Source organism: Tardiphaga sp. vice154, assembly GCF_007018645.1.
Lineage (GTDB): Bacteria > Pseudomonadota > Alphaproteobacteria > Rhizobiales > Xanthobacteraceae > Tardiphaga.
On the sequence record NZ_CP041399.1, the window covers coordinates 3,455,278 to 3,479,925 of the forward strand.

23 protein-coding genes are annotated in these 24,648 nt (G+C 65.1%); 3 read left to right on the top strand and 20 right to left on the bottom strand.

The window, feature by feature from the left end:
- Positions 1-35 precede the first annotated feature (35 nt).
- The 6 genes from FIU28_RS16135 to FIU28_RS16160 all read right to left on the bottom strand — a co-directional run bounded on the left by FIU28_RS16135 (position 36) and on the right by FIU28_RS16160 (position 8,323).
- Positions 36-425 (bottom strand): Zn-ribbon domain-containing OB-fold protein, encoded by a 390-nt coding sequence (locus FIU28_RS16135; protein ID WP_143574238.1) that lies wholly within the window; start codon positions 423-425, stop codon positions 36-38.
- Positions 425-1,573 (bottom strand): thiolase domain-containing protein, encoded by a 1,149-nt coding sequence (locus FIU28_RS16140; protein WP_143574239.1) that lies wholly within the window; start codon positions 1,571-1,573, stop codon positions 425-427. Before FIU28_RS16140 ends, FIU28_RS16135 begins: the two co-directional genes overlap by 1 nt.
- A 119-nt stretch (positions 1,574-1,692) precedes the next feature.
- Positions 1,693-5,178 carry an indolepyruvate ferredoxin oxidoreductase family protein gene (locus tag FIU28_RS16145; protein WP_143574240.1) on the bottom strand — a complete coding sequence of 1,162 codons (3,486 nt, stop codon included), beginning with the start codon at positions 5,176-5,178 and terminating at the stop codon, positions 1,693-1,695.
- 312 nt (positions 5,179-5,490) lie between these two features.
- Complete coding sequence (locus FIU28_RS16150; RefSeq protein ID WP_168204674.1) at positions 5,491-5,850, bottom strand: response regulator; 360 nt, start codon at positions 5,848-5,850, stop codon at positions 5,491-5,493.
- A 1-nt stretch (position 5,851) separates the two neighbouring features.
- Complete coding sequence (locus FIU28_RS16155) at positions 5,852-7,339, bottom strand: RAD55 family ATPase (protein ID WP_143574242.1); 1,488 nt, start codon at positions 7,337-7,339, stop codon at positions 5,852-5,854.
- 309 nt (positions 7,340-7,648) lie between these two features.
- A complete protein-coding gene (locus tag FIU28_RS16160; RefSeq protein WP_143574243.1) occupies positions 7,649-8,323 on the bottom strand; it encodes a methionyl-tRNA formyltransferase in 675 nt (224 codons plus the stop codon).
- Positions 8,324-8,518: 195 nt separating this feature from the next.
- Between FIU28_RS16160 and FIU28_RS16165 the strand changes: the two genes are divergently transcribed.
- Both FIU28_RS16165 and FIU28_RS16170 read left to right on the top strand, forming a co-directional pair.
- The gene (locus FIU28_RS16165; protein WP_143574244.1) at positions 8,519-9,523 is read left to right on the top strand and encodes an alpha/beta fold hydrolase; all 1,005 of its coding nucleotides are present in this window, start codon (positions 8,519-8,521) and stop codon (positions 9,521-9,523) included.
- A gap of 303 nt (positions 9,524-9,826) precedes the next feature.
- The gene (locus FIU28_RS16170; protein ID WP_168203087.1) at positions 9,827-11,020 is read left to right on the top strand and encodes a glycerophosphodiester phosphodiesterase family protein; all 1,194 of its coding nucleotides are present in this window, start codon (positions 9,827-9,829) and stop codon (positions 11,018-11,020) included.
- A 44-nt stretch (positions 11,021-11,064) separates the two neighbouring features.
- Here the strand turns inward: FIU28_RS16170 and FIU28_RS16175 are convergent, their stop codons facing one another.
- The 11 genes from FIU28_RS16175 to FIU28_RS16225 all read right to left on the bottom strand — a co-directional run bounded on the left by FIU28_RS16175 (position 11,065) and on the right by FIU28_RS16225 (position 19,968).
- Positions 11,065-11,697: a trimeric intracellular cation channel family protein gene (locus tag FIU28_RS16175; protein WP_143574246.1), complete on the bottom strand. Its 633-nt coding sequence runs from the start codon at positions 11,695-11,697 to the stop codon at positions 11,065-11,067.
- 86 nt (positions 11,698-11,783) lie between these two features.
- Complete coding sequence (locus FIU28_RS16180) at positions 11,784-12,041, bottom strand: DUF2442 domain-containing protein (protein WP_143574247.1); 258 nt, start codon at positions 12,039-12,041, stop codon at positions 11,784-11,786.
- 31 nt (positions 12,042-12,072) lie between these two features.
- Complete coding sequence (locus tag FIU28_RS16185) at positions 12,073-12,246, bottom strand: DUF4160 domain-containing protein (protein ID WP_143574248.1); 174 nt, start codon at positions 12,244-12,246, stop codon at positions 12,073-12,075.
- Positions 12,247-12,301: 55 nt separating this feature from the next.
- Entirely contained in the window at positions 12,302-13,834 is a 1,533-nt protein-coding gene (locus FIU28_RS16190; protein WP_143576226.1) for an acyl-CoA carboxylase subunit beta, read from the bottom strand.
- Between the two features lie 108 nt (positions 13,835-13,942).
- Positions 13,943-14,755: a class D beta-lactamase gene (gene blaOXA, locus FIU28_RS16195; RefSeq protein WP_143574249.1), complete on the bottom strand. Its 813-nt coding sequence runs from the start codon at positions 14,753-14,755 to the stop codon at positions 13,943-13,945.
- Between the two features lie 64 nt (positions 14,756-14,819).
- A complete protein-coding gene (locus tag FIU28_RS16200; protein ID WP_143574250.1) occupies positions 14,820-15,086 on the bottom strand; it encodes an EscU/YscU/HrcU family type III secretion system export apparatus switch protein in 267 nt (88 codons plus the stop codon).
- Entirely contained in the window at positions 15,083-16,762 is a 1,680-nt protein-coding gene (gene fliK, locus FIU28_RS16205; protein ID WP_143574251.1) for a flagellar hook-length control protein FliK, read from the bottom strand. The genes FIU28_RS16200 and fliK overlap by 4 nt, the downstream gene beginning before the upstream one ends.
- 55 nt (positions 16,763-16,817) lie before the next feature.
- Positions 16,818-17,603, bottom strand: coding sequence for an ATP12 family chaperone protein (locus FIU28_RS16210; protein WP_143574252.1), 786 nt, complete (start codon positions 17,601-17,603; stop codon positions 16,818-16,820).
- 58 nt (positions 17,604-17,661) lie between these two features.
- Entirely contained in the window at positions 17,662-17,961 is a 300-nt protein-coding gene (locus FIU28_RS16215; RefSeq protein WP_246660701.1) for a hypothetical protein, read from the bottom strand.
- Between the two features lie 47 nt (positions 17,962-18,008).
- Entirely contained in the window at positions 18,009-18,656 is a 648-nt protein-coding gene (gene bluB / locus FIU28_RS16220) for a 5,6-dimethylbenzimidazole synthase (protein ID WP_143574254.1), read from the bottom strand.
- Positions 18,657-18,666: 10 nt separating this feature from the next.
- Positions 18,667-19,968 (bottom strand): RluA family pseudouridine synthase, encoded by a 1,302-nt coding sequence (locus tag FIU28_RS16225; RefSeq protein WP_441351632.1) that lies wholly within the window; start codon positions 19,966-19,968, stop codon positions 18,667-18,669.
- A gap of 1,155 nt (positions 19,969-21,123) precedes the next feature.
- Between FIU28_RS16225 and FIU28_RS16230 the strand changes: the two genes are divergently transcribed.
- On the top strand, positions 21,124-21,600 hold the full coding sequence (locus FIU28_RS16230; protein WP_143574255.1) for a cupin domain-containing protein: 477 nt from the start codon (positions 21,124-21,126) through the stop codon (positions 21,598-21,600).
- A 66-nt stretch (positions 21,601-21,666) separates the two neighbouring features.
- Here FIU28_RS16230 and FIU28_RS16235 read toward each other — a convergent pair whose 3' ends face one another.
- The 3 genes from FIU28_RS16235 to FIU28_RS16245 all read right to left on the bottom strand — a co-directional run bounded on the left by FIU28_RS16235 (position 21,667) and on the right by FIU28_RS16245 (position 24,516).
- Positions 21,667-22,275: a hypothetical protein gene (locus tag FIU28_RS16235; protein ID WP_246660702.1), complete on the bottom strand. Its 609-nt coding sequence runs from the start codon at positions 22,273-22,275 to the stop codon at positions 21,667-21,669.
- 71 nt (positions 22,276-22,346) lie between these two features.
- On the bottom strand, positions 22,347-23,039 hold the full coding sequence (locus tag FIU28_RS16240) for a tetratricopeptide repeat protein (RefSeq protein WP_143574256.1): 693 nt from the start codon (positions 23,037-23,039) through the stop codon (positions 22,347-22,349).
- A 145-nt stretch (positions 23,040-23,184) separates the two neighbouring features.
- Positions 23,185-24,516, bottom strand: coding sequence for a replication-associated recombination protein A (locus FIU28_RS16245; RefSeq protein ID WP_143574257.1), 1,332 nt, complete (start codon positions 24,514-24,516; stop codon positions 23,185-23,187).
- Positions 24,517-24,648 lie beyond the last annotated feature (132 nt).

The following is a 24,648-nucleotide window of genomic DNA, read 5'->3' on the forward strand; positions in this document are numbered from 1 at the left end:
CACCCTCCCCCACGAGGGGGAGGGGAAACAAGAAGCTACATGGGCGTGAAGAACGGCAGTGGCGCGCCATCGGTCGGCTTCCATACCACCTTGACCTTCTGACCGATCTTCACCGTCGCCGGATCGCAATCGACGATGTTGGTCTGCACCGAGGGGCCTTCCTTCAGGGTGACATAGGCGATCACGTAGGGGCCGGTCGCCGATTTGCGCATGTGGCTGAAGGTGTAGATCTCGGCCTCGCCGGAGCTCTGTTCCCATACCGTCTCGTCGGAAAAACAGAACGGGCAGATCGAGCGCGGAAAGAAATGCGCCTCGCCACACGCCTTGCAGCGCTTGATCAGGAACTTGCCTTCCTTCGCGGCATCCCAGAACGGCTGCGTTTCGGGATTTCCGACCGGGGTCGGGTACTTCTTGGCTTCAGTCATTACACGCGCTCCAGAATGGCGGTCGAGGCGGCATGGCGCACGCCGAGCAGGCCACCGGTGCCATGCGCGATGGCGAGATCGCAATTCGGAACCTGCACCTTGGGATGGGCTTCGCCGCGCAGCTGCCGCACGGCTTCGAGGATCTTGGTCATGCCGCCACGGTTGACCGGATGGTTGCTGCACAGCCCGCCGCCATCGGTGTTGAAGGGCAGCTTGCCGACGCCGGAGATCAGGTTGCCGTCGGAGACGAACTTGCCGCCGTCGCCCTTCTTGCAGAAGCCGAGATCCTCGAGCTGCATCAGGACGGTGATGGTGAAACTGTCATAGATCGAGGCGTACTTCATGTCCTGCGGCGTGACGCCGGCCTCCTCGAAGGCGCGCGGACCGGACCACACGCCGGCCGAGTAGGTCAGGTCGAGATCCTTGCCGCCGCGCGGGCCCTTCATCGCCTCGCCATGGCCGATCAGGCGCACCAACGGCTTCTTCAGGCTCCTGGCAATTTCCGGCGTCGTCACGATCATCGCGCCGCCGCCATCGGAGACAACGCAGCAGTCGAGCCGGTGCAGCGGATCGGAGATCATCGGCGAGTTGATGACGTCCTCGACGGTGACGACATCCTTCAGCATTGCATGGGGATTGTATTGCGCGTGATGCGAGGCGGCGACCTTGATCCAGGCGAGCTGTTCACTGGTGGTGCCGTAGTCGTGCATGTGCCGCATGGCGCACATCCCATAGGCGTTGTGGGTGGTCGCGCCGAACGCCGTCTCGAAGTCGGCCTCGGCGCCCTGTATGCGCGGCGGCATTGCGCTGGTGCGCGGCTTGCCGGCGAGCGTCACGAGTGCGATCGAGCATTTGCCGGCGGCGATCGCCTGCGCGGCATGGCCGAGATGGATGATGTAGGAGCAGCCGCCCGTTTCGGTGGAATCCACATGGCGCGGCTTGAGGCCGAGATAGTCGACCATCGGCCACAACCCGCCCGGCGCGTCGCCGGCGCAGAAGTAGCCGTCGACATCCTTGTGTGTCAGCCCGGCGTCTTCGAGCGCGCCCTTGGCGACTTCGGCATGCAATTGCGCGAGAGATTTGTCGGGTGCGTGCCGGGTCGGATGCTCGTAGATCCCGGCGATGTACGCCTTGCCTTTGATGGTCAAGAAATTCTCCGTGGTGTTTCGTTCCCGCAGAAAGTCTTGGCGCGTCATCGCCCCATTGGCAAGCCGCGCAAACGCGCGGCGGCTTTGCGGAAGCAGATTTCGCGGAGCGGAATGGCGCCCTACTCCGCCGCGATCTGGCGCGGCGCCGGCGGCGGGTTCACCAGATCGCGCGCCAATTCCGCATAGCGGATTCTGGCCGCCGCCACCGAGGCATCCTTGATGAAGCCGTAGCCGCGGATCTGGTCGGGGAGCGACAGCAGCGCCACCGCGGTATCCACCGTCAGCGGCGACAACAGCCCGAGCACGGTATCGACGTCCTTCTCGTACCCCGCAATCAGGTCGCGCTCCATCTTGCGCTCGGCGGTGCCGGCGAACGGATCGAACACCGTGCCGCGCAGCCCGCGCAGGCGGGCCAGCACGCGGAACGCCGGCAGAATCCAGGCGCCGAACGCGCGCTTCTTCGGGCGGCCGGTGGCGTCCTTGCCGGGCAGCATCGGCGGCGCGAGGTTGATGCTGATCTTGTAATCACCTTCAAATTGCGAGGCGACCTGTCTGGCAAATTTGCCGTCGGTGTAAAGCCGCGCGACCTCATACTCGTCCTTGTAGGCGAGCAGCTTGGCATAATTGATCGCCACGGCCCGCGGCAGTTCGTCGTCATAACCGCCCTGCATCGCAGCATGGCGAACGCGATCGACCAGCGTGCGGTAACGCGCCGCCAGCGGGGCGTTCTGATAGTCGGTCAGCATCGCGCTGCGATGCCCGATGATCTCGTCGAGCGACATTTCATCCAGCGTCTTCGGCGCAACGGTTTCGTCGGCGCCCTTCTGCATCGACGCAAGCCGCGCCGGATCGGCGGACGCCAGACGGCCGAGCTGGAACGCCAGCATATTCATCTTGATCGACACGCCGTTGAGTTCGATCGCCTGCTCGATGGACGCCGCCTGCAGCGGCAGCAGGCCCTGCTGATAGGCAAAGCCCATCATCATCATGTTGGTAGCAATGGAATCGCCGAGCAGCGCTTCGGCGGCCTTGGTGAAATCCAGGAATGTGGACTGCGGGCGCAACGACCGTTCCAGCACGTCGTTCACCTTGCGCGACTGGAAATTGAAATCGCGGTTGCGCACGAAATCCGCGATCGGAATGAGATGGGTGTTGACGACGCCGAAGGTGCGGCCGGACTCGCAGAGCCCGATGGTGTCCTTCGCAACGGCGACGACTTCGTCGGCGGCGATCAGCAGATCGGCGGTGCCGGTGACGATGCGCGAACAGGTCACCTCCTCCGTGGTAGATGCAAGCCTGACATGGCTGAGCACCGCGCCGCCCTTTTGCGCGAGGCCCGACATATCCAGGATCATGCTGGCCTTGCCCTCGATATGCGCGGCCATGCCGAGCAGCGCGCCGATCGTCAGCACACCGGTGCCGCCGACGCCGCCAACCGCGACATTGTACGGCCGCTCAAGCCCGGGGCGCGTCAACGGCTCCGGCAGTGCACCGATGCTGCCGAGCTCGACCGGCGCCTTGCGCCGCATCTTGCCGCCATCGACGGTGACGAAGGACGGGCAGAAGCCGCGCAGGCAGGAATAGTCCTTGTTGCAGGAGGACTGGTTGATGGTGCGTTTGCGGCCGAGTTCGGTCTCCAGCGGCTCCACCGAGATGCAGTTCGACTGCACCGAGCAATCGCCACAACCTTCACAGACGGCGGGATTGATGACGACGCGACGCTGCGGATCTTCCAGAATGCCCTTCTTGCGGCGGCGGCGTTTTTCGGCCGCGCAGGTCTGCACGAACACGATCGCCGAACAGCCCGGCACTTCGCGCAAGGTCTTCATCACATTGTCGAGTTCGTCGCGATGCGCCAGCCTGACGCCGGGTGCGATATCTTTCGCCGGATACGCATCCGGATTTTCCGAAACGAGATAGATGTCGCGGATGCCTTCGGCGTGGAGCTGGAAGGTGATCTGCTGCGGCGACAGTTCGCCGTCGTGCTTCTGCCCGCCGGTCATCGCCACGGCGTCGTTATACAAAATCTTGTAGGTGATGTTGGCTTTGGAGGCGATCGATTGCCGGATCGCCAGCGAGCCGGAATGGAAGTAGGTGCCGTCTCCGAGATTGGCGAAGATGTGCTTCTCGGAGGTGAACGGCGCAATGCCGGTCCACGGCACGCCCTCCCCGCCCATATGGGTGAAGGTCTCGGTCGAACGATCCATCCACAGCGACATGAAGTGGCAGCCGATGCCGGCCAGCGCCCGACTACCTTCCGGTACTTTGGTCGAGGTGTTGTGCGGGCAGCCCGAACAGAAATACGGCGTGCGGGTGATCGGCACCACCGCCTGCACCTGCGAGGCATCGCGACCGTGAAACCAGTCGGCCTTGGCGCGCAGCAACGCCGCGATCTCCGGATCGATCTCCATCGCCAGCAAGCGGTCGACCAGCGAGGTCGCGACCCTGGCGACACTGAGTTCTTCGGCGAACGGCAGGAAGCGGTGATCCTTGTCGTCCATCTTGCCGACGATGCGCGGACGCAGGCCGGGCGAATTGAACAGCTCCTGCTTGACCTGGTTCTCGACGATCTCGCGGCGTTCCTCGACGATGAAGATCTCCTCGAGTCCGGCGGCAAACTGGCGCACGCCCTCCGGCTCCAGCGGCCAAGGCATGCCGATCTTGTAAAGCCGCAGTCCGATTTTTGCGGCGACCTGTTCGGTGACGCCGAGTTCGCGCAAAGCCTGGCGCACGTCCTCATAGCTCTTGCCGGAGGCCATGATCCCGAATCGCGCGTTCGGCGAATCCATCGTGATGCGGTTGATGTGATTGGCGCGAGCAAACGCGATCGCGGCAAAGCCCTTGTAGTCCTGCAGCCGGCGGTCCTGGTCATAGCGATCGTCCGGCCAGCGCAGATTGAGGCCGCCGGCGGGCATTTCGAAGTCGGTCGGGATGTTGAACGGCTTGAGTTCGTTGGCGAGGTCGATCTCGGCGGTAGTTTCCACCGTCTCGGTGATCACCTTCATGCCGACCCAGCAGCCGGAGTAGCGCGACATCGCAATGCCCAGCATGCCCATCTCGATCATCTCGTGGATCGACGACGGATAGAGATAGGGCATCAAGGCCGACATGAAAGCGTGGTCGGACTGATGCGGCACCGTCGAGGACTTGGCGCCGTGGTCGTCCCCGGCGAGGCAGAGCACGCCGCCGAATTTCGCCGAACCGGCCGCGTTACCATGGCGGAACACGTCGCCGCAGCGGTCGACGCCAGGGCCCTTGCCATACCAGATGCCGACTACGCCATCGTAATTGGCGCCGGGCGAGAGCGTGAGCTGCTGCGTGCCCCAGATCGCGGTGGCTGCGAGATCCTCGTTGACGCCGGGCTGAAACTTGACGCCGTACTGTTCGAGATGTTTTCGCGCCGCCATCAATTGCTGGTCATAGCCACCGAGCGGCGAGCCGCGGTAGCCGGTGACGAAGGCGGCGGTGTTGAGCCCTTGCGCACGGTCGCGGCGAATCTGCGCCATGGGCAAACGCACGAGAGCCTGGATGCCGGTCAAAAATATATGACCTGAACCTTGCGTATATTTCTGATCGAGACTGATCGGGCCCTGGTTGATTCCCATCGCATCCTCTTCACTGCCGCCAGGATCGTATCGCCCCGGCTTTATTGCGTGTCGATTGGGTGCCCTTCGACTCCCGTGGAAACATTCTATGTTGGATATCGAGAGCAACGCACCAAAATTCTCGGCAAGTGAGCCGGCGCATCAAGAACGCAATTTCGTGATGAAAATAACGAAACGGAGACTGCGATATTTCGCCAAGATGGCGGTTTTCGCAAGGAAGTAAGTGCGTGCAGCGCAATACTTTCAGGTTATCATACACGTTTTCATGTGGACGACGGCCGCCAGCGCAGGAATTTTACCCAGGCAACGATGCTAGGCCGGAAAAATCTCGCCGATCACTTTCATCAGATCGGCCTCGCGAAACGGTTTGCGCAAATAGGCCCGGAACTTGCCGGCGCGTTCCTTGGCGACATGTTCGAGCAGCGACGTCATCATCACGATCGGGATGTCGCGGTGTTTCTCGTTTGCAGCCATCGCGGTGATCAGGCCGGCGCCGTCGAGGAACGGCATCATGAAATCGGTCAGCACCAGGTCAGGCGTTTCCCGGTGCAGGATGTCGAGCGCCTCACGGCCGTTGCCGGCGACGAGGACGTTGAAGGCATTTTCGCTCAACAGGACTTCCAGCCAGTCGGCGATCGCCCATTCGTCCTCGACAATCAGGACTGTACGCACCCTATTCTCCAGTCAATTTGAGATCCGCCGATGGAGCTGTGGCCGGACCTTGGCTGGAAATATCCCTGAGAATTCTCTCTGCTTGGAGATAATCGTCGTCGAGCCGGATGCCGCCCTCGCCGATCTCGAAGCGGCGCATCCGCATATCGGTTCGTCGATCGCGCGATTTCAGGATCGTCATGAGCCTGTGATTTTCCGAGCGCAGCGCTGCCAGTTGCAGCGAGAGGATGTTCTCGGCGACCGCGGAAAGGCCGGTCTGGTTCATGCCCTTGAGCGGCTGACCGGGCGTCACGCCGGCATGTTCGGTTTCCGCCGTTGCCAGGGTGGTAACCCCGAGCGCGCGCAACTCGTTGCACAGCGCCGATAAAAAAGAACCCATGCGGCCCTTCTCGTCGGTCAACTTGGAGAAGCCCTCGATGCCGTCGATCACCAGCCGGCGCACGCCGCGCGCCTTGATGGCGCCGAGCAATTCGGTGGCGACCTCGTCGAGGATCGCTTCGGTCTGCGGCCGCCACAGCAGGCTGATCAGATCGCCACGCTCGGTCAGGGGCAGCTTCAGCGTCTCCGCCTTGATGGTCAGTGCGCGCGGGTTCTCGTGGAAACCGAAATGCATCGCCGGCTCATCGGCCGGACCACCGGTCAGGAACTGCAGGCCGGAAGTTGTCTTGCCGGAGCCGGACGGACCGAGCACCACCGTCACCGAATGGGTATCGACCCCGCCGCCGAACATGGCATCGACGCCGGGAATGCCTATCGAGACCTTAGGCCCGTCCGCGCTGTCCCAGACGCTCGGCGTCTCCAGCAGCGCCTCGACGCGCGGGTAGATTGCGTGGCCATTCTCCGTGATGCGGTAGGAATGCTTGCCGCCCATGAACCAGCTGCCGCGCAGCTTGTGAACCTGCAGCGATCGCTCGGCGCGACGGCCATGCAGCGACGACCGCAACTCGATCAGGCCATCCACCATCGTGTGCTCGGGCGGATGCGTATTGGCATCGAAGGCGCTGGTGAGCAGGAACATGGTGCAGTTGCTGAACGACGCCTGGGTCTGTAATTCGTGGATGAACTTCTTCAATTCCAGATCGGACCCGGCCTTTTCATGCACGGTGATAAGGCCGTCGAGCACGACGATGCTGGCCTTGCGGGTACGAACCTCGCGCCGGACGACGTCCAGCAGTCCGCGCAGCCCGTCATCATCGAGGGTCTTGAAGGCGCCGACATAGGACATCCGGTCCGGGATCGCGGCTTCGTCGAAGAATTTCAGGCGGCGCATATGGCCGATCATCCGCGCATGGCTTTCCGCCAGCAACGTAATGTAGAGCGCGTTGCGGCCCATCGCCGCCTGCGCAAAACAGATCTGATTGCCAAGGATCGTCTTGCCGGCGCCTGGCGCGCCCTGAATGATGTAAATCCCGCCGTCGAATACGCCGCCGCCTAGAATGGTATCGAGACCCGGAACGCCGGTTGCAAACCGATCGCTGTCACTAGTCATCCATCAATTGCCTCTGCCCCAAGCCGCCATGCCGGTCGTCGCTTATTCGCGCCAATCCCGTAAGGCGGTGAAATGCAGTAACGTCCAACGCGGCAAGTCGTTCCAGCCGTCGTCAACAATATCGGAATGTCGCGCGTATATGGTTGTGTCCGGTGGCGTACCGTCCGGTTCCGAGCGCGGATGATGATACGGCCGCGGTACCGCACACCGCAAACTCAGCGAGCTCAAGGACGTCGATGGCTGAGTCACGCACGCCGCCTCCGCGGCTCGACGGTTCAAGCATCGCGGCTACGTGTCGAGCCCGGACAATCAGGCCGGCTCGGTCTCGGTCTCCGGGATGCTGGCGCGCGGTCGCAAGCCCTGGCCGATGCGCGGAACGAGTCCATGTTCATGGCTGGCGGCGAGCGTGATGACGCTGCTGGCGGTGTCCGCCATCATCGGGCCGGGCGGACGGGCGCGACGTGCCGGGGTGTTGCGGGTTGCGCCCCAGCGCTCGGCACGCACCACGAGCGGCGCGGGCTGTTTTGCAAGCACGCCGGCGAGCCGCCAGAACATCGTCACCAGTGTCGTATAGGCCTGCTCTTCGAGGCCGGCGACACTGGCGTCGTCGGTGATCGCAAAACGTTCGACATCGACAATGCTGCCGGCATCGGCTTGCGCGACCAGGCGGTGCACGGTGCCGCCGAATTCGGTTGCGCGGTCATCGAGGGCGGCTCGGGCCGGCGAGCTGCCGGGATATTGCGGCGACCCCGGATGGAAATGATAGGCGCCATAGCCGAGTTGATCGAGCACGGCGCCGGGCACGGGAACGCTGGAGGTGAAGGCGATCAGCCGCGCCCGACACAGCCACTCCGGTTCGATCACCGCAAGATCGTCGGCGGTGAACACCGGCAGAACGGTCAGGCCGGGATTGTGCCCGCGCAGCAGCGTCGTGAACACCGAATGTTCGGCGGGGCCGGTCAGCAGGATGATGGTGTCGAACATGAAAAGCCGTACCCGGTTATTCGCTCGCATGGACTGCAGGGCTGTGCGAATCACACTGTCGCAGCGACGCCTTAAAATTGGATGATCACCCGAACCGCGCGGTTCGCCGCCTGGTTCGCGTTTGTGATCCGCGAAGGCTTCATGTCGCCGCAAATCGGCAGCACACCGGCGCCACCAATCCCCGGAGTCCGCCCGATGAAACGTCTTCTGCTATCCGCCATGCTCGCCACCCTGCCCCTGACCGCCCACGCCGCCGATCCGGTGCGCGAGCCCTACGGAATCGGGCTGGAAGGCTTCGCCTATCCCTATCCGGTCCAGATGCTGCCGGTGGTCAATGAGGGCGAGCCGCTCAAGATGGCCTATATGGACATCAAGTCGGCGAAGCCGAACGGCCGCACCGTGGTGCTGCTGCACGGCCGTAACTTTCCCTCCAGCTACTGGGCACCGGTGATCGGCGTGCTCAGCGAAGCCGGCTACCGCGTGGTGGTGCCGGACCAGATCGGTTTCGGAAAATCCTCCAAGCCGTCAGGCGAACTGCATTTCGACAATCTCGCTCGCAACACCATCGCGCTGATGGACCATCTGGCGATCCCGCAATTCGACGTGGTCGCGCATTCGCTGGGCGGCATGCTCGCCGTGCGACTGGCACGGGCCTATCCCGACCATATCGACCATCTGCTGCTGGCAGCGCCGATCGGCCTGGAGGACTACCGGCTCTACGTGCCGCCGACGCCGACCGAAAAGATCATCGAGACCGAGGATAAGCTAACCGCCGACGGCTATCGCAAGCAACTTGAGGTCAATTATGCGATGAAGCTGCAGCCCGATCAGGTGACGCCGCTGATCGACGCACGATTCAACATCAAGGGCGCCGCGGATTATCCGCGCTGGCTGCATGCCTTCGTCAGTTCCTCGCAGATGATCTATCGCGAGCCGGTGGCGCTTGAAGTGCCGCTGATCGCGCAGCCGACGCTGTTCGTGATGGGGGGCGATGACTTCAATGCGCCGGGCAAGCCGCTGGCGCCCGAAGTGCTGCGCCCGAAGATGGGCCAGAACGCCGACCTCGCGAAGGCCGCCGCCGCCAAGATGCCGAAGGCCAGGGTCGAGGTGTTGCCCGACGCCGGCCATCTCGTCTTTCTCGACGCCGCGCCAAAGTTCAACGAGCTGATGCTGGCGTTTCTCAGCGCCACGGCGAAATGACCGCAGCGGCGCCGTGGTCAATCCCGCGGTGCCGCTATCATTCAGTTTTTGTACAGATCGAATCGGCTTTTGGCTCGGTCGTCGAGGCACGAATCCGTAGTTTCCGACGATCCCCGCCGCTGCCGCCCGTTCTGATCTGCGAATGACATCGCAAAAGAAACCGCTGCAGTAAAAGCAACCGTCAGAACGCGCACACGAACGTCACACAGCCATGGTCTTATCCGCCCATCATGTCCTACGGAGATTACCATGCCGGTCGTTCCCCGCACCGCTTTGCCGTCTGCGCTCTGGTTGCTGACCCTGATGGGTGTTGCAGTCGCACAGGATATTCCGCTGCCGCGCGAGGCGCAGATCGGACCGCGCCCGTTCTACCTCGTCGACAAGATGAAGGACGGTCCACTCAAGACCCAGCTCTCCCAATGCACCGGGCCGTTCCACAAGACCGCCTTCTCGATCGCCCATCGCGGCGCACCGCTGCAATTTCCGGAGCACAGCCGGGAATCCTATCTCGCCGCAGCGCGAATGGGCGCCGGCGTGATCGAATGCGACGTCACGTTTACGAAAGACCGCCAGCTGGTGTGCCGGCATTCGCAATGCGATCTGCACACCACCACCAACATCCTCTCGGTGCCGGCGCTGGCGGCGAAATGCTCGCAAGGTTTCGTCCCTGCCGATCCCGCCACCGGCCGCAAGGCCTCGGCCAAATGTTGCACCAGTGACATCACTTTGGCAGAGTTCAGGACGCTGTCGGCCAAGATGGACGGCTTCAACCCCAACGCCACGACGCCTGCGGACTATCAGAACGGCACGCCGCGCTGGCGCACCGACCTCTACGCCGCGTCCGGCACGCTGATGACCCACGCCGACAGCATCGCGCTGATCAAAGGCCTCGGCGCCAAATTCACGCCGGAGCTGAAGGCCGCGGAAGTGCCGATGCCGTTCGACGGCGATTACACCCAGGAAAAATACGCCACGCAAATGCTCGACGATTATCGCCAGGCCGGCATTCCGCCCGCCGACGTGTTCGCGCAAAGCTTTTCCCTCGCCGACATCCTGTACTGGGTGAAGACCGCGCCCGATTTTGCGGCGCAGGCCGTCTACCTCGAGGACCGCTATGAGAAGCAGGGCCTCGATCCCAACAGGCCCGAAACCTGGAAGCCGTCGATGCCGGAGCTGCGCGCCCAGGGCGTCAGGATCCTGGCGCCGCCGATCACCACCATGCTGGCGCTGAATGACAAGAACGAGATCGTCCCCTCCGCCTACGCCAAAGCCGCGAAAGAAGCCGGCCTCGATTTGATCGGCTGGTCGCTGGAGCGCGACGGCCCGCTCGGCAAAGGCGGCGGCTTCTATCATTCCTCCGTCAAATCAGCGATCGACCGCGATGGCGACACATTGACAGTGCTCGACGTGCTCGCCCGGCAGGTCGGCATCCGCGGCATGTTCTCGGACTGGCCTTCGACCACGACGTTCTATGCGAGCTGCATGGGGATGAACTAGCGCCGGATCGATGGCCGTCGACGGCGGGAATTCATGGCCGCGTTTCAGCGGCCGTCGCTGTCATAGACGAACTTCGGCATTTCCAGCTTGAGCCGGATCGCCAGCAGCCGGAACGTCAGCCCGACCAGGAACGTTACGGCGGTCACGAGGTCGGGGCTGATGCCGAGCCGGCTGCCGCCGATGTAAAGCAGCCCGGTAACGATCGAGACGCTGGCATAGAGCTCGCTGCGAAACAGCAGCGGCACGTCGTTGCACAGCACGTCGCGCAGGACGCCGCCGACGCAGCCGGTGATCATGCCCGCCACCACCACGATCAGCAGCGGCTGGCCCATGCCGAGCGCGACGTTGCAGCCCATGATGGTGAAGACGACGAGGCCGATGGCGTCGAGCACCAGGAACAGCGCGTGGAAGCGGTGCACGAAACGCGCAAGCGCAATGGTCAGCAGCGCCGCCCCGCCCGTCACCAGAAGCAGAGAGGGACTGGAGACCCACCACAGCGGATAATGGCCGAGCAGCACATCGCGCACCGAACCGCCGCCGAGCGCGGTGATGCAGCCGAGCATGGCGACGCCAAGCCAGTCCATCTTGCGCCGCCCGGCCGCCAGCGCCGCCGTCATGGCCTCGGCCACCAGCGCGATCATGGCCAGCGGAAACAACAACGCTTCGGTGTGGGGCATGGAGTGGTCCAGAGTGGTTGAACCGCTCTGTAACACGAAGCGGAGATGGGAGGCCGTGGTATTAGCCGTTTCGGGCGCGCCAGGCGTTAGCCCGCCCTTACCGCCGACTTGCCCTGCAACATCCCCGCGATGCTCAGATCCTCGTCGATCTCGGGCCAATGAATTCCCATCGGCATGATTTCGTAGTTAGCGCGTTGCGCAGCTGATGCGGCGTTCAAGCGGGGATACCAGTCAAGCGGCGTTGCAATCTTCCGCCCATCCCGCAATGTCACGATCAAATCGGTCGCGCTGCACTCGACAGAACGCGCGCGGAGATCACCGACGTCAATTTCCAAAGTGCTCATTCCAGGCATCCATCAGTTCAGTTTGACGCATTCAGAGCTGCCTGATGATAGCGCCGATCTCATGCGGCCGGAAGCCGATATTGACCGCGATCGTCAAGTCGTGCAGCCAAACCTTCAATTCCATGTCTCCCTTGCGGACATGGACATGCGCCGGTTCCGTACCGTCCGCAGAGTAGAAGAATGCGCGGTAAGGACCCCACCGCAAAACAGTCGGCGTCGCACTCCCCGACTCTCACGGCCCTGCTGGCAGAACCTACTCGTCAAAGCGGCATGTTGTCGTGCTTCTTCATCGGCACATCCACGGCCTTGTCCTTCAGCATCGCCAGCGCCCGTGCGATGCGGCGGCGGGTGGAGTGCGGCATGATGACGTCGTCGATATAGCCGCGCTCGGCGGCGATGAACGGCGACAGGAAGCGGTCCTCATATTCCTTAGTGCGCGCGGCGATCTTCTCGGCGTCGCCGATGTCCTGCCGGAAGATGATCTCCACTGCGCCCTTGGCGCCCATCACGGCGATCTGCGCGGTCGGCCAGGCGTAGTTGATGTCGGCGCCGATCTCCTTCGAGGCCATCACGTCGAACGCGCCGCCATAGGCCTTACGCGTAATCACGGTGACGAGCGGCACCGTGCATTGCGAATAGGCGAACAGCAGTTTCGCGCCGTGCTTGATCAACCCGCCATATTCCTGCGCAGTGCCCGGCAGGAAGCCCGGCACGTCGACGAAGGTGACGATCGGAATGTTGAAGGCGTCGCAGAAACGCACGAAGCGCGCGGCTTTCCTTGAAGCGTCGCTGTCGAGCACGCCGGCCAGCACCATCGGCTGGTTGGCGACGAAGCCCACTGTCTTGCCGGCGATGCGGCCGAAGCCGGTGACGATGTTCTTGGCAAACGTCTCCGAGATCTCGAAGAAGTCGCCCTCGTCCACCACCTTGTGGATCAGCTCCTTCATGTCATAGGGCTTGTTCGGATTATCGGGGATCAGCGTGTCGAGCGACATGTCGACGCGCTCGATGTCGTCGAAGCTCGGCCATTCGGGCACGCCTGACTGGTTGTTGCTCGGCAAAAAGTCGATCAGCCGGCGCATCTGCAGCAGCGTCTCGACGTCGTTCTCGAACGCGCCGTCGGCAATCGAGGAGCGCGTCGCGTGCACGCTGGCGCCGCCGAGTTCTTCGGCGGTGACGACCTCGTTGGTCACGGTCTTCACCACGTCCGGCCCGGTGACGAACATGTAGCTGGTGTTCTTCACCATGAAGATGAAGTCGGTCATCGCCGGTGAATAGACGTCGCCGCCGGCGCACGGCCCCATGATCACCGAGATCTGCGGGATCACGCCGGAGGCCTGCACGTTGCGGCGGAACACGTAGGAATAGCCGGCGAGTGCCGCGACGCCCTCCTGGATGCGCGCGCCGCCGGCGTCGTACAGCCCGATGATCGGCGCGCGGGCCTTCATCGCCATGTCCTGGATCTTGCAGATTTTCTGCGCGTGGGTTTCGGACAGCGAGCCGCCGAACACGGTAAAATCCTTGGCGAAGGCGAAGGTCTTGCGGCCGTTGACGGTGCCCCAGCCGATCACCACGCCGTCGCCGGGGATCTTGGACTTCTCCATGCCAAATTCGACCGAGCGGTGCTCGACGAACATATCGAATTCCTCGAACGAGCCCTTGTCGAACAACAGCTCGAGCCGCTCGCGCGCGGTCAGCTTGCCCTTGGCGTGCTGGGATTCGATGCGCTTTTCGCCGCCGCCGAGTTTCGCACCGGCGCGACGGTCTTCGAGGGTGTCGAGAATGTCTTTCATCTGCTCCAGCCCGTTTGTCCGGCGATTGGTCGCCGCCTTTGGCTGGGGTTGTAGCATGGGGTTTTCGGCGGTGGAAACGGTCGAAAATTCCGCACCGCGGCGCGCCGCTCAGAGCGCGCCGATGTCGGTCAGGCAGGCCTGCGCGATCGCCATGCGGTCTGCGGCGTGGCGAGGCTCGCGGATGTCGAGGTTGAGCGCGAACACGGTCTGCGCGTCGCCCTTCTCGGCCCAGCCGACCAGCCAGCCCAGCGACGGCCGGCCGGTTTCGGCGCCGAGCAGCCCGGTCTTGGCGCGAATCACGGCGTCCCCCACGCGGGTCACCGGCAGGATGTCGCGCACCAGATCCTGGCTGCGCTTCGAGACCGGCAGCGCGCCGCGGCGCAGCCGGTCGATGAAATCGACCTGCTCCATCGGGTCGATGCGCAGTGCGCCGGTCAGCCAGAACTGGTCGATGCCGCCGCTGATGTCGGCATTGCCGTAGTCGAAGTCGCGGAGATATTTCTGCATCCGCGCAGCGCCGATGCGCCGCGCGATCTCCTGATAGACCGGCACCACCGACGCCGCGATCGCCGAGCGCAGCGTGTGATCCTGATTCCAGCCGGGAAAATTACGGGTGATGCCGTCCCATTTGAAGACGTCCTTGTCGGGATCGCCGACCACACCGGTCTCCAGCGCGATCAGCGAATTCGGGACCTTGAAGGTCGAGGCCGGCAGGAAGGCCTCGCCGGAGCGCTCCTTGTCGCTGGCGACGATCAGATAGTCGTCGACCTTGTAGCCGACGAAGGTGCCGACCGTGCCGGCGTCCGTGAAGCGCTTGGCAAGGCTGTCGCGGATCTCGCTGCGCTGGGGCGCGACATGGGCGAAGGCCGGCGAAGCAACGGTGGCGGCCAGCAGGCCGAGCGCGTGGCGGCGAGTAATCACGGGAATACCTGTCAGCAATGGAGCGCGCAGATGCGCGCGGCATCGTGGTGGAATCATGACAGCGTCAGCGCACCCTGCCCGACAGCCGCAGCACGAAGACCAGCACTTCGGCCACCGCCTTGTAGAGCTCGGCGGGAATTTCCTCGCCGATATCGACATTGGAGAGCGCGCCGGCCAGCACCTCGTTTTCCTCGATCGGAATATCGTGGGCTTTCGCGATCTCGATGATCTTGGCGCCGATCGTGCCCTTGCCCTTCGCTGTGACGATGGGCGCGCCGGTCTTGTCGTAATGCAGCGCGACCGCGACCAGGCGCTTGGTATCGACGATCACAGCGCGCGGTCCACAAAATGGCCGGCCGAAGCTGGTGCGGGCTGCACCGGCGCGCCGTCCTGAATCACGATATCGCCGGGCTGCAGCTCGGCGCGCAACAGCGCCTGGCCGAGCTGCGAAGAGCCGGCGCGCAATTGCTGCGCGGTGGCCGCGCGTTCGGCCCACAGCCGCACCGAGGTCTTGTCGCCCGACAGCGAGACCAGCGCATGCACCGGGCCGGCCGGCTCGACATCGAGCGAGAACCGCGCGCGCCAGACGCGCTGCGCGGCTTCGGCCTCGCTATCACCGCCGCCGTCGCGCGAAATCTCGAACTGCGCCACCGCGGTGCCGTGCGGCATCGCGAACGGGATCTCGAAATTCCAGCGCGGCGCGGCCGCATCGAGCCGTGACGCGGTGGCGTCAGTGCGATCCGGCAACGACGCCACCTGCAGCAGCGTCTGGCGGGCGATCGCGGCGTCGGTATCGGCAAGCAGATGATGCAGCGTGACCGCCACCGGCGCGTTCGGCTGCAGCGTGGACAACGGCATCGGCTGCGCACTCGGCAGCGCGCCGCGCAACGGCGGCGGCGGCACGCTGCCGCGCAGCAGCAGCTCGGACGGCAGCGACGATGGCGGCTTGCCATTCGGCGACACCAGATTGAGCAGCGCGCCCTCGTCGAGCGCGGCGTCGATTCCGTTGCCGGCGAGATGCGGCGCCTGCAACGCTTCCTGCAACTGGCTGAGCGTGGCACCGCTCGCCGCGACGCGGGCCGCCATTTCCGGCGAACTAGCGGGCGGCGGAATCATCTGCGCCTTGCCCGTGAAGTCGACAAAATCCTCGACGGCGAACAACCCGGCCTGCTGCAACACATCGTCCGGCGTCAGCATTCCCGGCATGATCGACGGCGACGGCGTTCCGGGCGCAGCCGTGACGACGCTGACGCCGGGCGCTGACGGCATGCCCTGCTCCGACGTCGCGACGAAGGACGCCGCGCCGTTGGTCGCGACATGGCCGCCGAGCGCGCTCGACAGCAATTGCCGGAACACGATCAGCGCGGCCTTCATGTCGGGCATCGTCGCGGACGGCGCGGTGCCGGATGCCAATGATGCTTCGAGAAACAGGCCGGAGTTCTGGAACGCGGCCTTCAGCTCGTCGCCGGTCAAATTCTGATCGAGCGGCGGCCGTTGCGCCAGCAGGTTGGCGACCGCTTGCTGCAACGGCAATGGCAGCTTCTGCAACGCGGCGGCGTCGCCGAGATTGGCAAACAAGGTCGCAAGTCCGGCCTGCTGAGTCGCGGCGACCTGCGCGGCCGTGGACACCGCCGCTTCTTCCGGCGCGGTCAGTGTCACCTTGGATGTGGTGAGCACATTGGCCAGCGTGAGCTGCGCCTCGGGCGCCAGCGTCACGCTGTCTTGCGGCGTGCCGGCCTGCGAGGTCGATCCCGGCTGCGGCGTCACCACCGCGAGGCGGACGCCGTCGGCGGCCTGCGATACCGCGAGCTGCAGGGTCTGGCCGGGCTGCAGCGGCACTTCGGAAGAGACATCGACGGCGACGTTACCGATCGCGATGCGGACCTGATTGTCCGGCAAAAGTTTCACCACGCGCGCGGTGACGATGCTGCCCGAGCGGAAGCCGACATCGCCCTGTACGCCTTTGACGGCGACGTATGGTGAGACTGGAGTGACGCCGAGTACCATGATGCTCTCGCCGGGTGCGGGAGACCAACGATAGCGCGGCGTTGTTAAGCCCTCGTTAACCGGCGCGCGGCGCCAGCGCAGCAACCACGCGCGCCGCGGCGCGAAAATCGATCAGCTTGGCCGCACGGCGCGACGCCACTTCGCCGTCGACGCCCCAGCGCTCGATGTTCCAGTCTTCATCGACATGGGCCGCGGCCCAGACCTGATCGGCATCGAGCCGGCCGCGCAGCAAGGCCAGTGCGAGCAGCGCCGAGCCGGTGATCGTCGTCACCAGATGCAGCGCCGCGACGGTCCACGGATCGTTCGGCAGCGTCGCGCGGGCCGCGGCGATCGAACTCTCCGGCTGCTGCACATGGATGATGCCCTCGGCCAGCATGAAGTGTGCGCCAAAATCCTCGACGGCCCAGAACAGCACCGGATCCCACGCCTGCGCCTCGCGCGCCACCAGTTCCTGCGGATGGCCGGCGCGGTAGAACAACAGATCGGTGCCGAAATATTTGGCGATGTCGTCACTCACCGCGGTGACGTTGTCGCCGACCGCGTCGATGACGCTGTTGGCGAGCCGCGTCAGTGGCATCGTCGTCGGATTGATGGTGTCCTGCTGCGCTTCCCATTCGGCTACGATGGCTTCCGCGATGCTGCGCTCGGGCGCTGTCAGCGGCTTGCGCGACGGCGTTCGCACGGTCTTGTCGTCCAGTGTGATCGCAAATCCCTCGGGCGCCTCGACCATTCCGGCGCGCGCATAGAAGCGCTTGCGCTGCGGCCCGCGCGTCGACTGGCGCACCGCCTCTTCCGGATCGAGCCCGCCCTGCCCGTAGACTTCGTCAAACAATTCACGCATCGCGTTTTATGGTCCTGTTGATGGAATCAACCTAGTGCAAGCGCATCGCTGCGCCAACTCAGCGGTTGGCGCAGGCGCGCGAATAGGCCGCGCGATCGTTTGGGCCAAGACCTGCGGCCGCGCCGTCCTGCAGGCAATCGGTGACGCGATCGCCGAACGAGCCACGCGCGCGTGGCGCCGTCGACGTGGTCGGCATCTGATCCAGTTTCGGAACCACCGGAACGGCCATACTCGGCGGTGGCGGGGCGGCGGGGGGCGGCGGCGTCAGGATCGCCCCGCCGGGCGGCAGGATCTGCGCGGACGCCGTGCCCGCAAGGATCATCACCATCGAAAGGCTTTGCAGCAGAATTTTGATCATGGATAGCATGTGATCATGCCGGCGCACCAACTCAAGTGCGGCGCGCGTCAGCGCCTGATGATGTGATCGGCGAGCGGGCGTCGCTGTTCCCAGCCGACACGCTCCAGCTCGGGGCTGTCGGATTCCATCACGGGATAGCCGATGCAGAAATAGCCGATCAGCCGCCAGTCGGCGGGGACGTCGAGCGCCTGGGTGACGGCGTCGGGATCGAGGATCGAGACCCAGCCCATGCCGATGCCTTCGGCGCGCGCCGCAAGCCACAGCGTGGAGATCGCCGCGACCACCGAATAATCCGCCATTTCCGGCATGGTGCGACGGCCGACGCCGTGCCCGACCTCGGTGGCGCGATCGGCATAGACAGCGACATGGCACGGCGCATCGCTGAGGCCCGCGAGCTTCAGCGTGGCATAGAGCTTCGCCAGATCGCCGGAGAAGCTGGCCAGCGCGTCGGCATTGCAGGCGGTGAAATTCGCCAGCACCGCGGCGCGACGAGCGGCGTCATCGACAATGACGAAGCGCCACGGCTGGCTGAGGCCGACCGACGGCGACAGGCAGGCGGTTTCGACCAGCCGCTCGATCGCGCCCTGCGGCAATGCGTCGGTCCGAAAGCGCCTGACATCGCGGCGCCACACGAACAGATCGTGCAGCCGCGCGCGAAAACCGGCGTCGAAATCGGGCGCTGTGGAGACGGACACCGCTCGGCCCCTACTCTTCCGGGGCGTTCTCGATCGGGTCGAAGCGGTCGGCTTCCAGCCCGAGCAGATTCCAGGTCTGCAGCATGTGCGGCGGCAGCGGCGCGGAGCAATCGATGAAGCCGCCGCGCGGATGCGGCACGACGATGCGCCGCGCCAGGAGATGCAGCTTCTTCTGGATGCCACCCGGCAGCTGCCAGTTTTCCTTGTTGAAGTATTTGGGGTCGCCGATGATGGCGTGGTCGATATGCGCCATGTGCGCGCGCAGCTGGTGCGTCCGTCCCGTCACCGGCTTCAGCGACACCCAGGCGAGTTTTTGCGCGGAGGTTTCGACCACCGCGTAATACGTCACCGCGTGGCTGGCGCCCTCGTCGCCGTGCTGGGCGACGCGCATGATGGTGTCTTCCTCGTTCTCTTCCTTGGCGAGATAGGTCGAGATGCGGCCCTGCTTCGGCTTCGGCACACCGGCGACCAGCGCCCAATAGATCTTGCGTGCCGAGCGCTCGCGGAACGAGCCGGTCAGCTTGGTGGCGGCGAAGCGCGTCTTGGCGATCAGCAGGCAGCCCGCGGTGTCCTTGTCGAGGCGATGCACCAGGCGCGGCTTCTGGCCCTTGGCGTCGCGCATCACTTCCAGCATGCCGTCCACATGCCGCACGGTGCCGGAGCCGCCCTGCACGGCCAAGCCGGCCGGCTTGTTCAGCACCATCACGTCGGCGTCCTCGAACAGGATCATCTCCTTGATGGCATCGAGCGTCTTTTGCGCCGCTTCGGAGAGCACGCCGCCGCCGACCTTCGGCGCGTCGAGCTTCAGCGGCGGAATGCGGACGGTCTGGCCCTCTTCCAGCCGGTCCTTGGAATCGGCGCGCTTGCCGTTGATGCGCAGCTCGCCTTTGCGGACGATGCGCTGGATATGGGAGAACGACAGGCCTTCAAAGCGCGCCTCGAGGAAGCGATCGACGCGCATGCCGGCCTCGTCGGCGGTGACGACGGCCATCTCGACTGCGGTCGGCAGCGGCGCCTTCGGCACGACGACCTTGGGCTCCGGCACGAAGGTATCGGGATCGAACGGCGGACGCTCGCGCTTGGGCTCGCGCTCGCGCGACTCGCGCACCGGCCGGCCGCCGCGCGACGGCGGACGGTCATTGCCGGGGCGCTCGCTACCGAAGCGTTCGGTGCGCTGCGGGCGCTCGGTTCGTTCCGGACGGCTTGTGGCGCGCTCGGGGCGCGCGCTGCGCGCCTGGCGTTCGCCACGTTCGGGGGTCTCGAAACGGGTGTCGCGGGGCTCGCGCGGATCGCCCCATTCGTGGCGATCCAGAGCCGCATCGATGCGGTTGCGCGACGGACGTGCGGAGGTGGGGCGATCGCCCCGGCCACGCTCGGCGGCGGGTTCGGGCCGCTGGGGCCGAAACGCCGGACGCGGCGATCGTTCCGGGCGCTCGGCCCGCTCGGGACGGGCGGCCGAACGCTCGCGCGACGGGCGCGCGCTCTGCGCGCGATCGCCAAAACCGCGCTCGGCGGGACGCTCACTGCGCTGCGGGCGCTCGGACCGTTCAAAGCGCGCGGGACGCTCCGAGCCCTGCGGACGCTCGGAACGCTCCGGCCGCTCGGAGGCGCGCTCGCGCGGCGGGCGCGCGCTCATCGGGCGATCGCTCTTGATGCGGCCGGCCTTGCCGAATGACGGCCGCTCCTGCCGCTCGCCATCGGACCGCGCGGCTTTAGGACGGCCCGGCTTGGCGCCGGACGTCGTGGTGCCGGCAGTCTTCGGGCGCCCACCCTTGCCGCGCGGACCGGCGGGTCCACGGGATTTGACGAGGGGCTTCTTGTCGCGACGGCTCATAATACAGCTCCGGGATAATCGCTGTGCGTAGCGCATATGGCGCTCAGGGTCACTGTGAAACTGGCTTATCGGCCAAGTGTTTGCGATCCCGCGGCTCGATGAGCCCGGGTTTTGCGCAATTCCCGCCCCTCAAACATGAGGGGTGGCGGCGCGCCTGAAGGCGCGTGGGGGTGGTTTGTCGCGATCCGCTCCGCCGTCGGCGACGGAGCCAGGTCGCGTCGCCTCTCGGCGCGCCACCGCGACGATTTTGGGCCGGGGGACCGTGCTTCCGGGACAGCTTCCGGCGGGATTTCCCCGCCTTTCCCTGTCCGCGTCCAGCCGACAAAGAGCGGCAGAGCCCCGTAGTGGGCCCGTACGGTGACCTCCAGCCTCCCGAGTGCGCGGGGATACGTCCTCCCCCGCCCGCAGGCGCCGCCTCCCGCCCCACTCCAGACGCCTCATGAAGCGCCCCTCGCGGACGGGATGGTGTAAAGATTATAATCTTATAGGTATATTGTCAAGCCCATACCCGCATCCACCGTCCTGATCGTCGATCACGCCCCCGCAAATCGGAACCGTTGCCAACACCATCAATTAGTCCCGTACAACCGGACGCGAGACGGTTAAGTCGCAGCAATCTTGAGGATGCAAGTCATGAGCAACAGCGTTGACAGGATCCAGGATATTGGACCCCAGCCGCAAGCGTTTAATATCGAACAAGCAACCAAGGACAATACGGACTATCGTTCCGTCGCCTGGAGCGGGCGCTATCTACAGGTGACGCTGATGTCGATCCCGCCCGGCGGCGACATCGGCCTTGAGGCGCATCCGGAGACCGATCAATTCCTGCGCCTCGACTCGGGCAACGGCCGCGCGCGGATGGGCGCCACAAAGGACCAGCTGACGTTTGAAAAAGACGTATCCGACGGCTGGTGCGTACTCGTGCCAGCGGGGACCTGGCACAACATCACCAACACCGGAAAAGAGCCGATGCAGGTCTATGCGATCTACGCGCCTACCCACCATGCCCCCGGCAAGGTCCAGGCGACGGCTGAGGTGGCCAAGGCCGACAAAAAGGATGAGCCGCCGGCGTGGTCGGTGCAGCCCAAACATGGCTCCGACAAGCACTGATACTCATACTGGCGCTGCAATCCGAAAACTGTGGGAGGATGCGGTTCACGCCTCCCGCCGCCCGGATCAGCGGCGGACGCCCGAGAACGGCGACAGCGCCGGCAGCAGCGGCGAGTTGATGTTGGTTTCGCCGGAGCCCTGCTGGGTGACGCTGGCCTCGAATGACAGCGTGACATTGGCCGCGGGCTGGAACGCGATGCCGGCGCGGGCGCGGTAGCCGGCGTTGATGCTGGCGTCGCTGGAGAACGGCGCCAGCGGGCTGCCGATGCCGGGCCGGTAGGTCAGCGCGTCGAAGCCGGCATAGACCGTCACCGGCAAATCGCCCGCGCCCTTGAAATTGTAGCCGCTCACCGCGCTTTGATAGGACAGCGCGCCGAAATCCGACGGGGCCGCGCCTACGCCGGAACCGTTCAGACCGAAGTGGCCGGCCTCGGCGCCGGAAAACATGCCGGTGCGAAAATTCGCGCGCCAGTCGGACGACGGATCGACATAACGGGAGTCGATGCCCGGCACTGAACTATCGAATGTCGCAGCGCTGCCGGCCCAGTGACCGCCGAAGCCGATCAGCCCGCCGGGCATGCCATAGGGCACCGGGGCGACCTGCGCCTGCGCCGCCTGACCGGCCATGCCGAGCATTGCGACGAGGACGGCCCGCATGAAGTTGACTGTCAGCATCGATCCGATCCGATGTGAAACGTGCACCCGCATTATACGCGTCGGCGAGCCGATGGCCAACCGGCGGCCCGCTAGCATTTCGCGCCCACGCGCAGCACTTTGAGTTCCTTCAACGCGGTAGCCGACGGGCGCCGTCGCGTGGCCTCGTCGGCCGCCGTGCAGGCGGCGTCGCGGTTGCCGTTCTGCAGACGGGCCTGCGCCAGGTTCGACCAGGCGTCGCCGACATCCGGCGTGTCGATCACCGCCTGCTCCAGCGCCTTCTGCGCCTCGACCGGACGCTTGGCGACCAGCAGGAAGCGGCCGTAATCGGCGTTCAGCATTTTCAGCGGCTTCGGCTGGCGGCGCGCGATGTCGAACAGCTCTTCGGCGGCGACCGGATCGGCGTGCCGCATCAACAAGGCCACCGCCATGCCGTGATACACCGCACTCGGCTCCGGCTGGATCAGCCAGGCCTGGTTGAACCGCATCAACGCATCCCCGGCCCGGCCCGCCAGCACCGCGCGCCAGGCGCGCGTGCTGGCTTCCTCGAAGGCCTTGTCGCGGCTGCCGGTGGCGGCGACCAGCGTTGACACGAATTGCTCGTCGGCCGCGCGCTGCGTGGCGTCCTTGGGAACGAAGCCATAGAACGGCTGCTCATTGAGCGGCGCCTTGTAGCTGCGCTTGGTGACCTGCACGCCGGGTGCGACGTCGACCATTTCGGCGCGGGCAGGCATGGCCAGCAACAGAGCCGCAAGAACAGCGGCATAGATGCGAAGATGGATCATTCGTTGCGGCTCCCGTGCGCGCGTGGCGCAGCTTCTTTGTAGGGCGGGTTAGGCGCTTCAGCGCCGTAACCCGCCGCGGTCATGGTAATCCTCGATAGGCGGCGGGTTACGCGCTTTGCGCTAACCCACCCTACGGTTGCCCACCCTACTCGTTCTTTTCGCGGCGCAGCTTGTCCCAGTAGTCCAGCCGCTTGCGAATCTCGCGTTCGAAACCGCGCTCCGGCGGATCGTAGAATTTCTGCCGGCCCATCGCTTCCGGGAAGTAGTCCTGGCCGGAAAACGCGTCGGGCGTGTCGTGGTCGTATTGATAGCCGCCGCCATAGCCTTCGGACTTCATCAGCGCGGTCGGCGAATTCAGAATGTGTTTCGGCGGCAGCAGCGAGCCGCCCTCTTTTGCCGCACGCATCGCGGCCTTGTAGGCCATGTAGACCGCGTTGGATTTAGGTGCGGTGGCGATGTAGACGACGGCCTGCGCGATCGCCAGCTCGCCCTCGGGATGGCCGAGGAAATCGAACGCGTCCTTGGCGGCGTTGCAGATCACCAGCGCCTGCGGATCGGCAAGGCCGATGTCCTCCACCGCCATGCGCACCACACGGCGCGCCAGGAACAGCGGGTCCTCGCCGGCGTCGAGCATGCGGCAGAGATAGTACAGCGCTGCGTCAGGATCGCTTCCGCGCACCGATTTATGCAGCGCCGAGATCAGATTGTAATGGCCGTCGGCCGACTTGTCGTAGATCGGCGCGCGGCGCTGCAGAATCTCCTGCAGTTGCACGGCGTCGAACATCTCATTGGCGCGCGCGGCGCGCCAGACTTCCTCGGCCAATGTCAGCGCGGCGCGGCCGTCGCCATCGGCCATCCGCACCAGCACGGCGCGGGCCTCCTCGTCGAGCGGCAGCTTCTTGCCCTCGACGTTCTCGGCGTGGGCATAGAGCCGTTCGATCGCCGCGCTGTCGAGCGACTGGAACACCAGCACGCGCGCGCGCGACAACAACGCGGCGTTGAGCTCGAACGAGGGGTTCTCGGTGGTGGCGCCGACCAGCACCACGGTGCCGTCTTCCATGACAGGCAGAAACGAGTCCTGCTGCGCCTTGTTGAAGCGATGCACCTCGTCGACGAACAGCAGCGTGCCGCGGCCCATCTCGCGGCGCGCTCGCGCGGCCTCGAAGACTTTCTTGAGGTCGGCCACGCCGGAAAACACCGCCGAGATCTGCTCGAAGTGCAGTTCGGTGGCGTCGGCCAGAAGCCGCGCGACGGTGGTCTTGCCGGTGCCGGGCGGGCCCCAGAACACCAATGACCCCAGCGTGCGGGTTTCCAGCATCCGCGTCAGCGCGCCATCGGGGCCAAGGATGTGATCCTGGCCGACGACGTCGGACAACACGCGCGGCCGCAACCGCTCCGGCAGCGGACGCGGCGCGTCATGTTCCAGGCCTGCGGCGGCGAACAGATTGGGTGACGTGGCTGGGCGCTTCGGGCTCATGTGTATGCCTGCTTCGCCCCCGGCGATCGCCGCGAGTCCTTTCCCTCCCCCTTGCGGGGAGGGTGGCTCGCCGAAGGCGAGTCGGGTGGGGGTGCCACAGGCGACGGCGCTTGTGGCAGCCCCCCCACCCGA

Bases quoted from the DNA above. Each gene is read 5' to 3' on its own strand.
- FIU28_RS16210 (WP_143574252.1), bottom strand. From the start codon at position 17,603: ATGCGTGAATTGTTTGACGAAGTCTACGGGCAGGGCGGGCTCGATCCG.
- FIU28_RS16160 (WP_143574243.1), bottom strand. From the start codon at position 8,323: ATGTTCGACACCATCATCCTGCTGACCGGCCCCGCCGAACATTCGGTG.
- FIU28_RS16180 (WP_143574247.1), bottom strand. From the start codon at position 12,041: ATGAGCACTTTGGAAATTGACGTCGGTGATCTCCGCGCGCGTTCTGTC.
- FIU28_RS16165 (WP_143574244.1), top strand. From the start codon at position 8,519: ATGAAACGTCTTCTGCTATCCGCCATGCTCGCCACCCTGCCCCTGACC.
- fliK (WP_143574251.1), bottom strand. From the start codon at position 16,762: ATGGTACTCGGCGTCACTCCAGTCTCACCATACGTCGCCGTCAAAGGC.
- FIU28_RS16190 (WP_143576226.1), bottom strand. From the start codon at position 13,834: ATGAAAGACATTCTCGACACCCTCGAAGACCGTCGCGCCGGTGCGAAA.
- FIU28_RS16135 (WP_143574238.1), bottom strand. From the start codon at position 425: ATGACTGAAGCCAAGAAGTACCCGACCCCGGTCGGAAATCCCGAAACG.
- FIU28_RS16175 (WP_143574246.1), bottom strand. From the start codon at position 11,697: ATGCCCCACACCGAAGCGTTGTTGTTTCCGCTGGCCATGATCGCGCTG.
- FIU28_RS16240 (WP_143574256.1), bottom strand. From the start codon at position 23,039: ATGATCCATCTTCGCATCTATGCCGCTGTTCTTGCGGCTCTGTTGCTG.
- FIU28_RS16235 (WP_246660702.1), bottom strand. From the start codon at position 22,275: ATGCTGACAGTCAACTTCATGCGGGCCGTCCTCGTCGCAATGCTCGGC.
- FIU28_RS16145 (WP_143574240.1), bottom strand. From the start codon at position 5,178: ATGGGAATCAACCAGGGCCCGATCAGTCTCGATCAGAAATATACGCAA.
- FIU28_RS16245 (WP_143574257.1), bottom strand. From the start codon at position 24,516: ATGAGCCCGAAGCGCCCAGCCACGTCACCCAATCTGTTCGCCGCCGCA.
- FIU28_RS16215 (WP_246660701.1), bottom strand. From the start codon at position 17,961: ATGATCAAAATTCTGCTGCAAAGCCTTTCGATGGTGATGATCCTTGCG.
- FIU28_RS16230 (WP_143574255.1), top strand. From the start codon at position 21,124: ATGAGCAACAGCGTTGACAGGATCCAGGATATTGGACCCCAGCCGCAA.
- FIU28_RS16170 (WP_168203087.1), top strand. From the start codon at position 9,827: ATGGGTGTTGCAGTCGCACAGGATATTCCGCTGCCGCGCGAGGCGCAG.
- FIU28_RS16155 (WP_143574242.1), bottom strand. From the start codon at position 7,339: ATGACTAGTGACAGCGATCGGTTTGCAACCGGCGTTCCGGGTCTCGAT.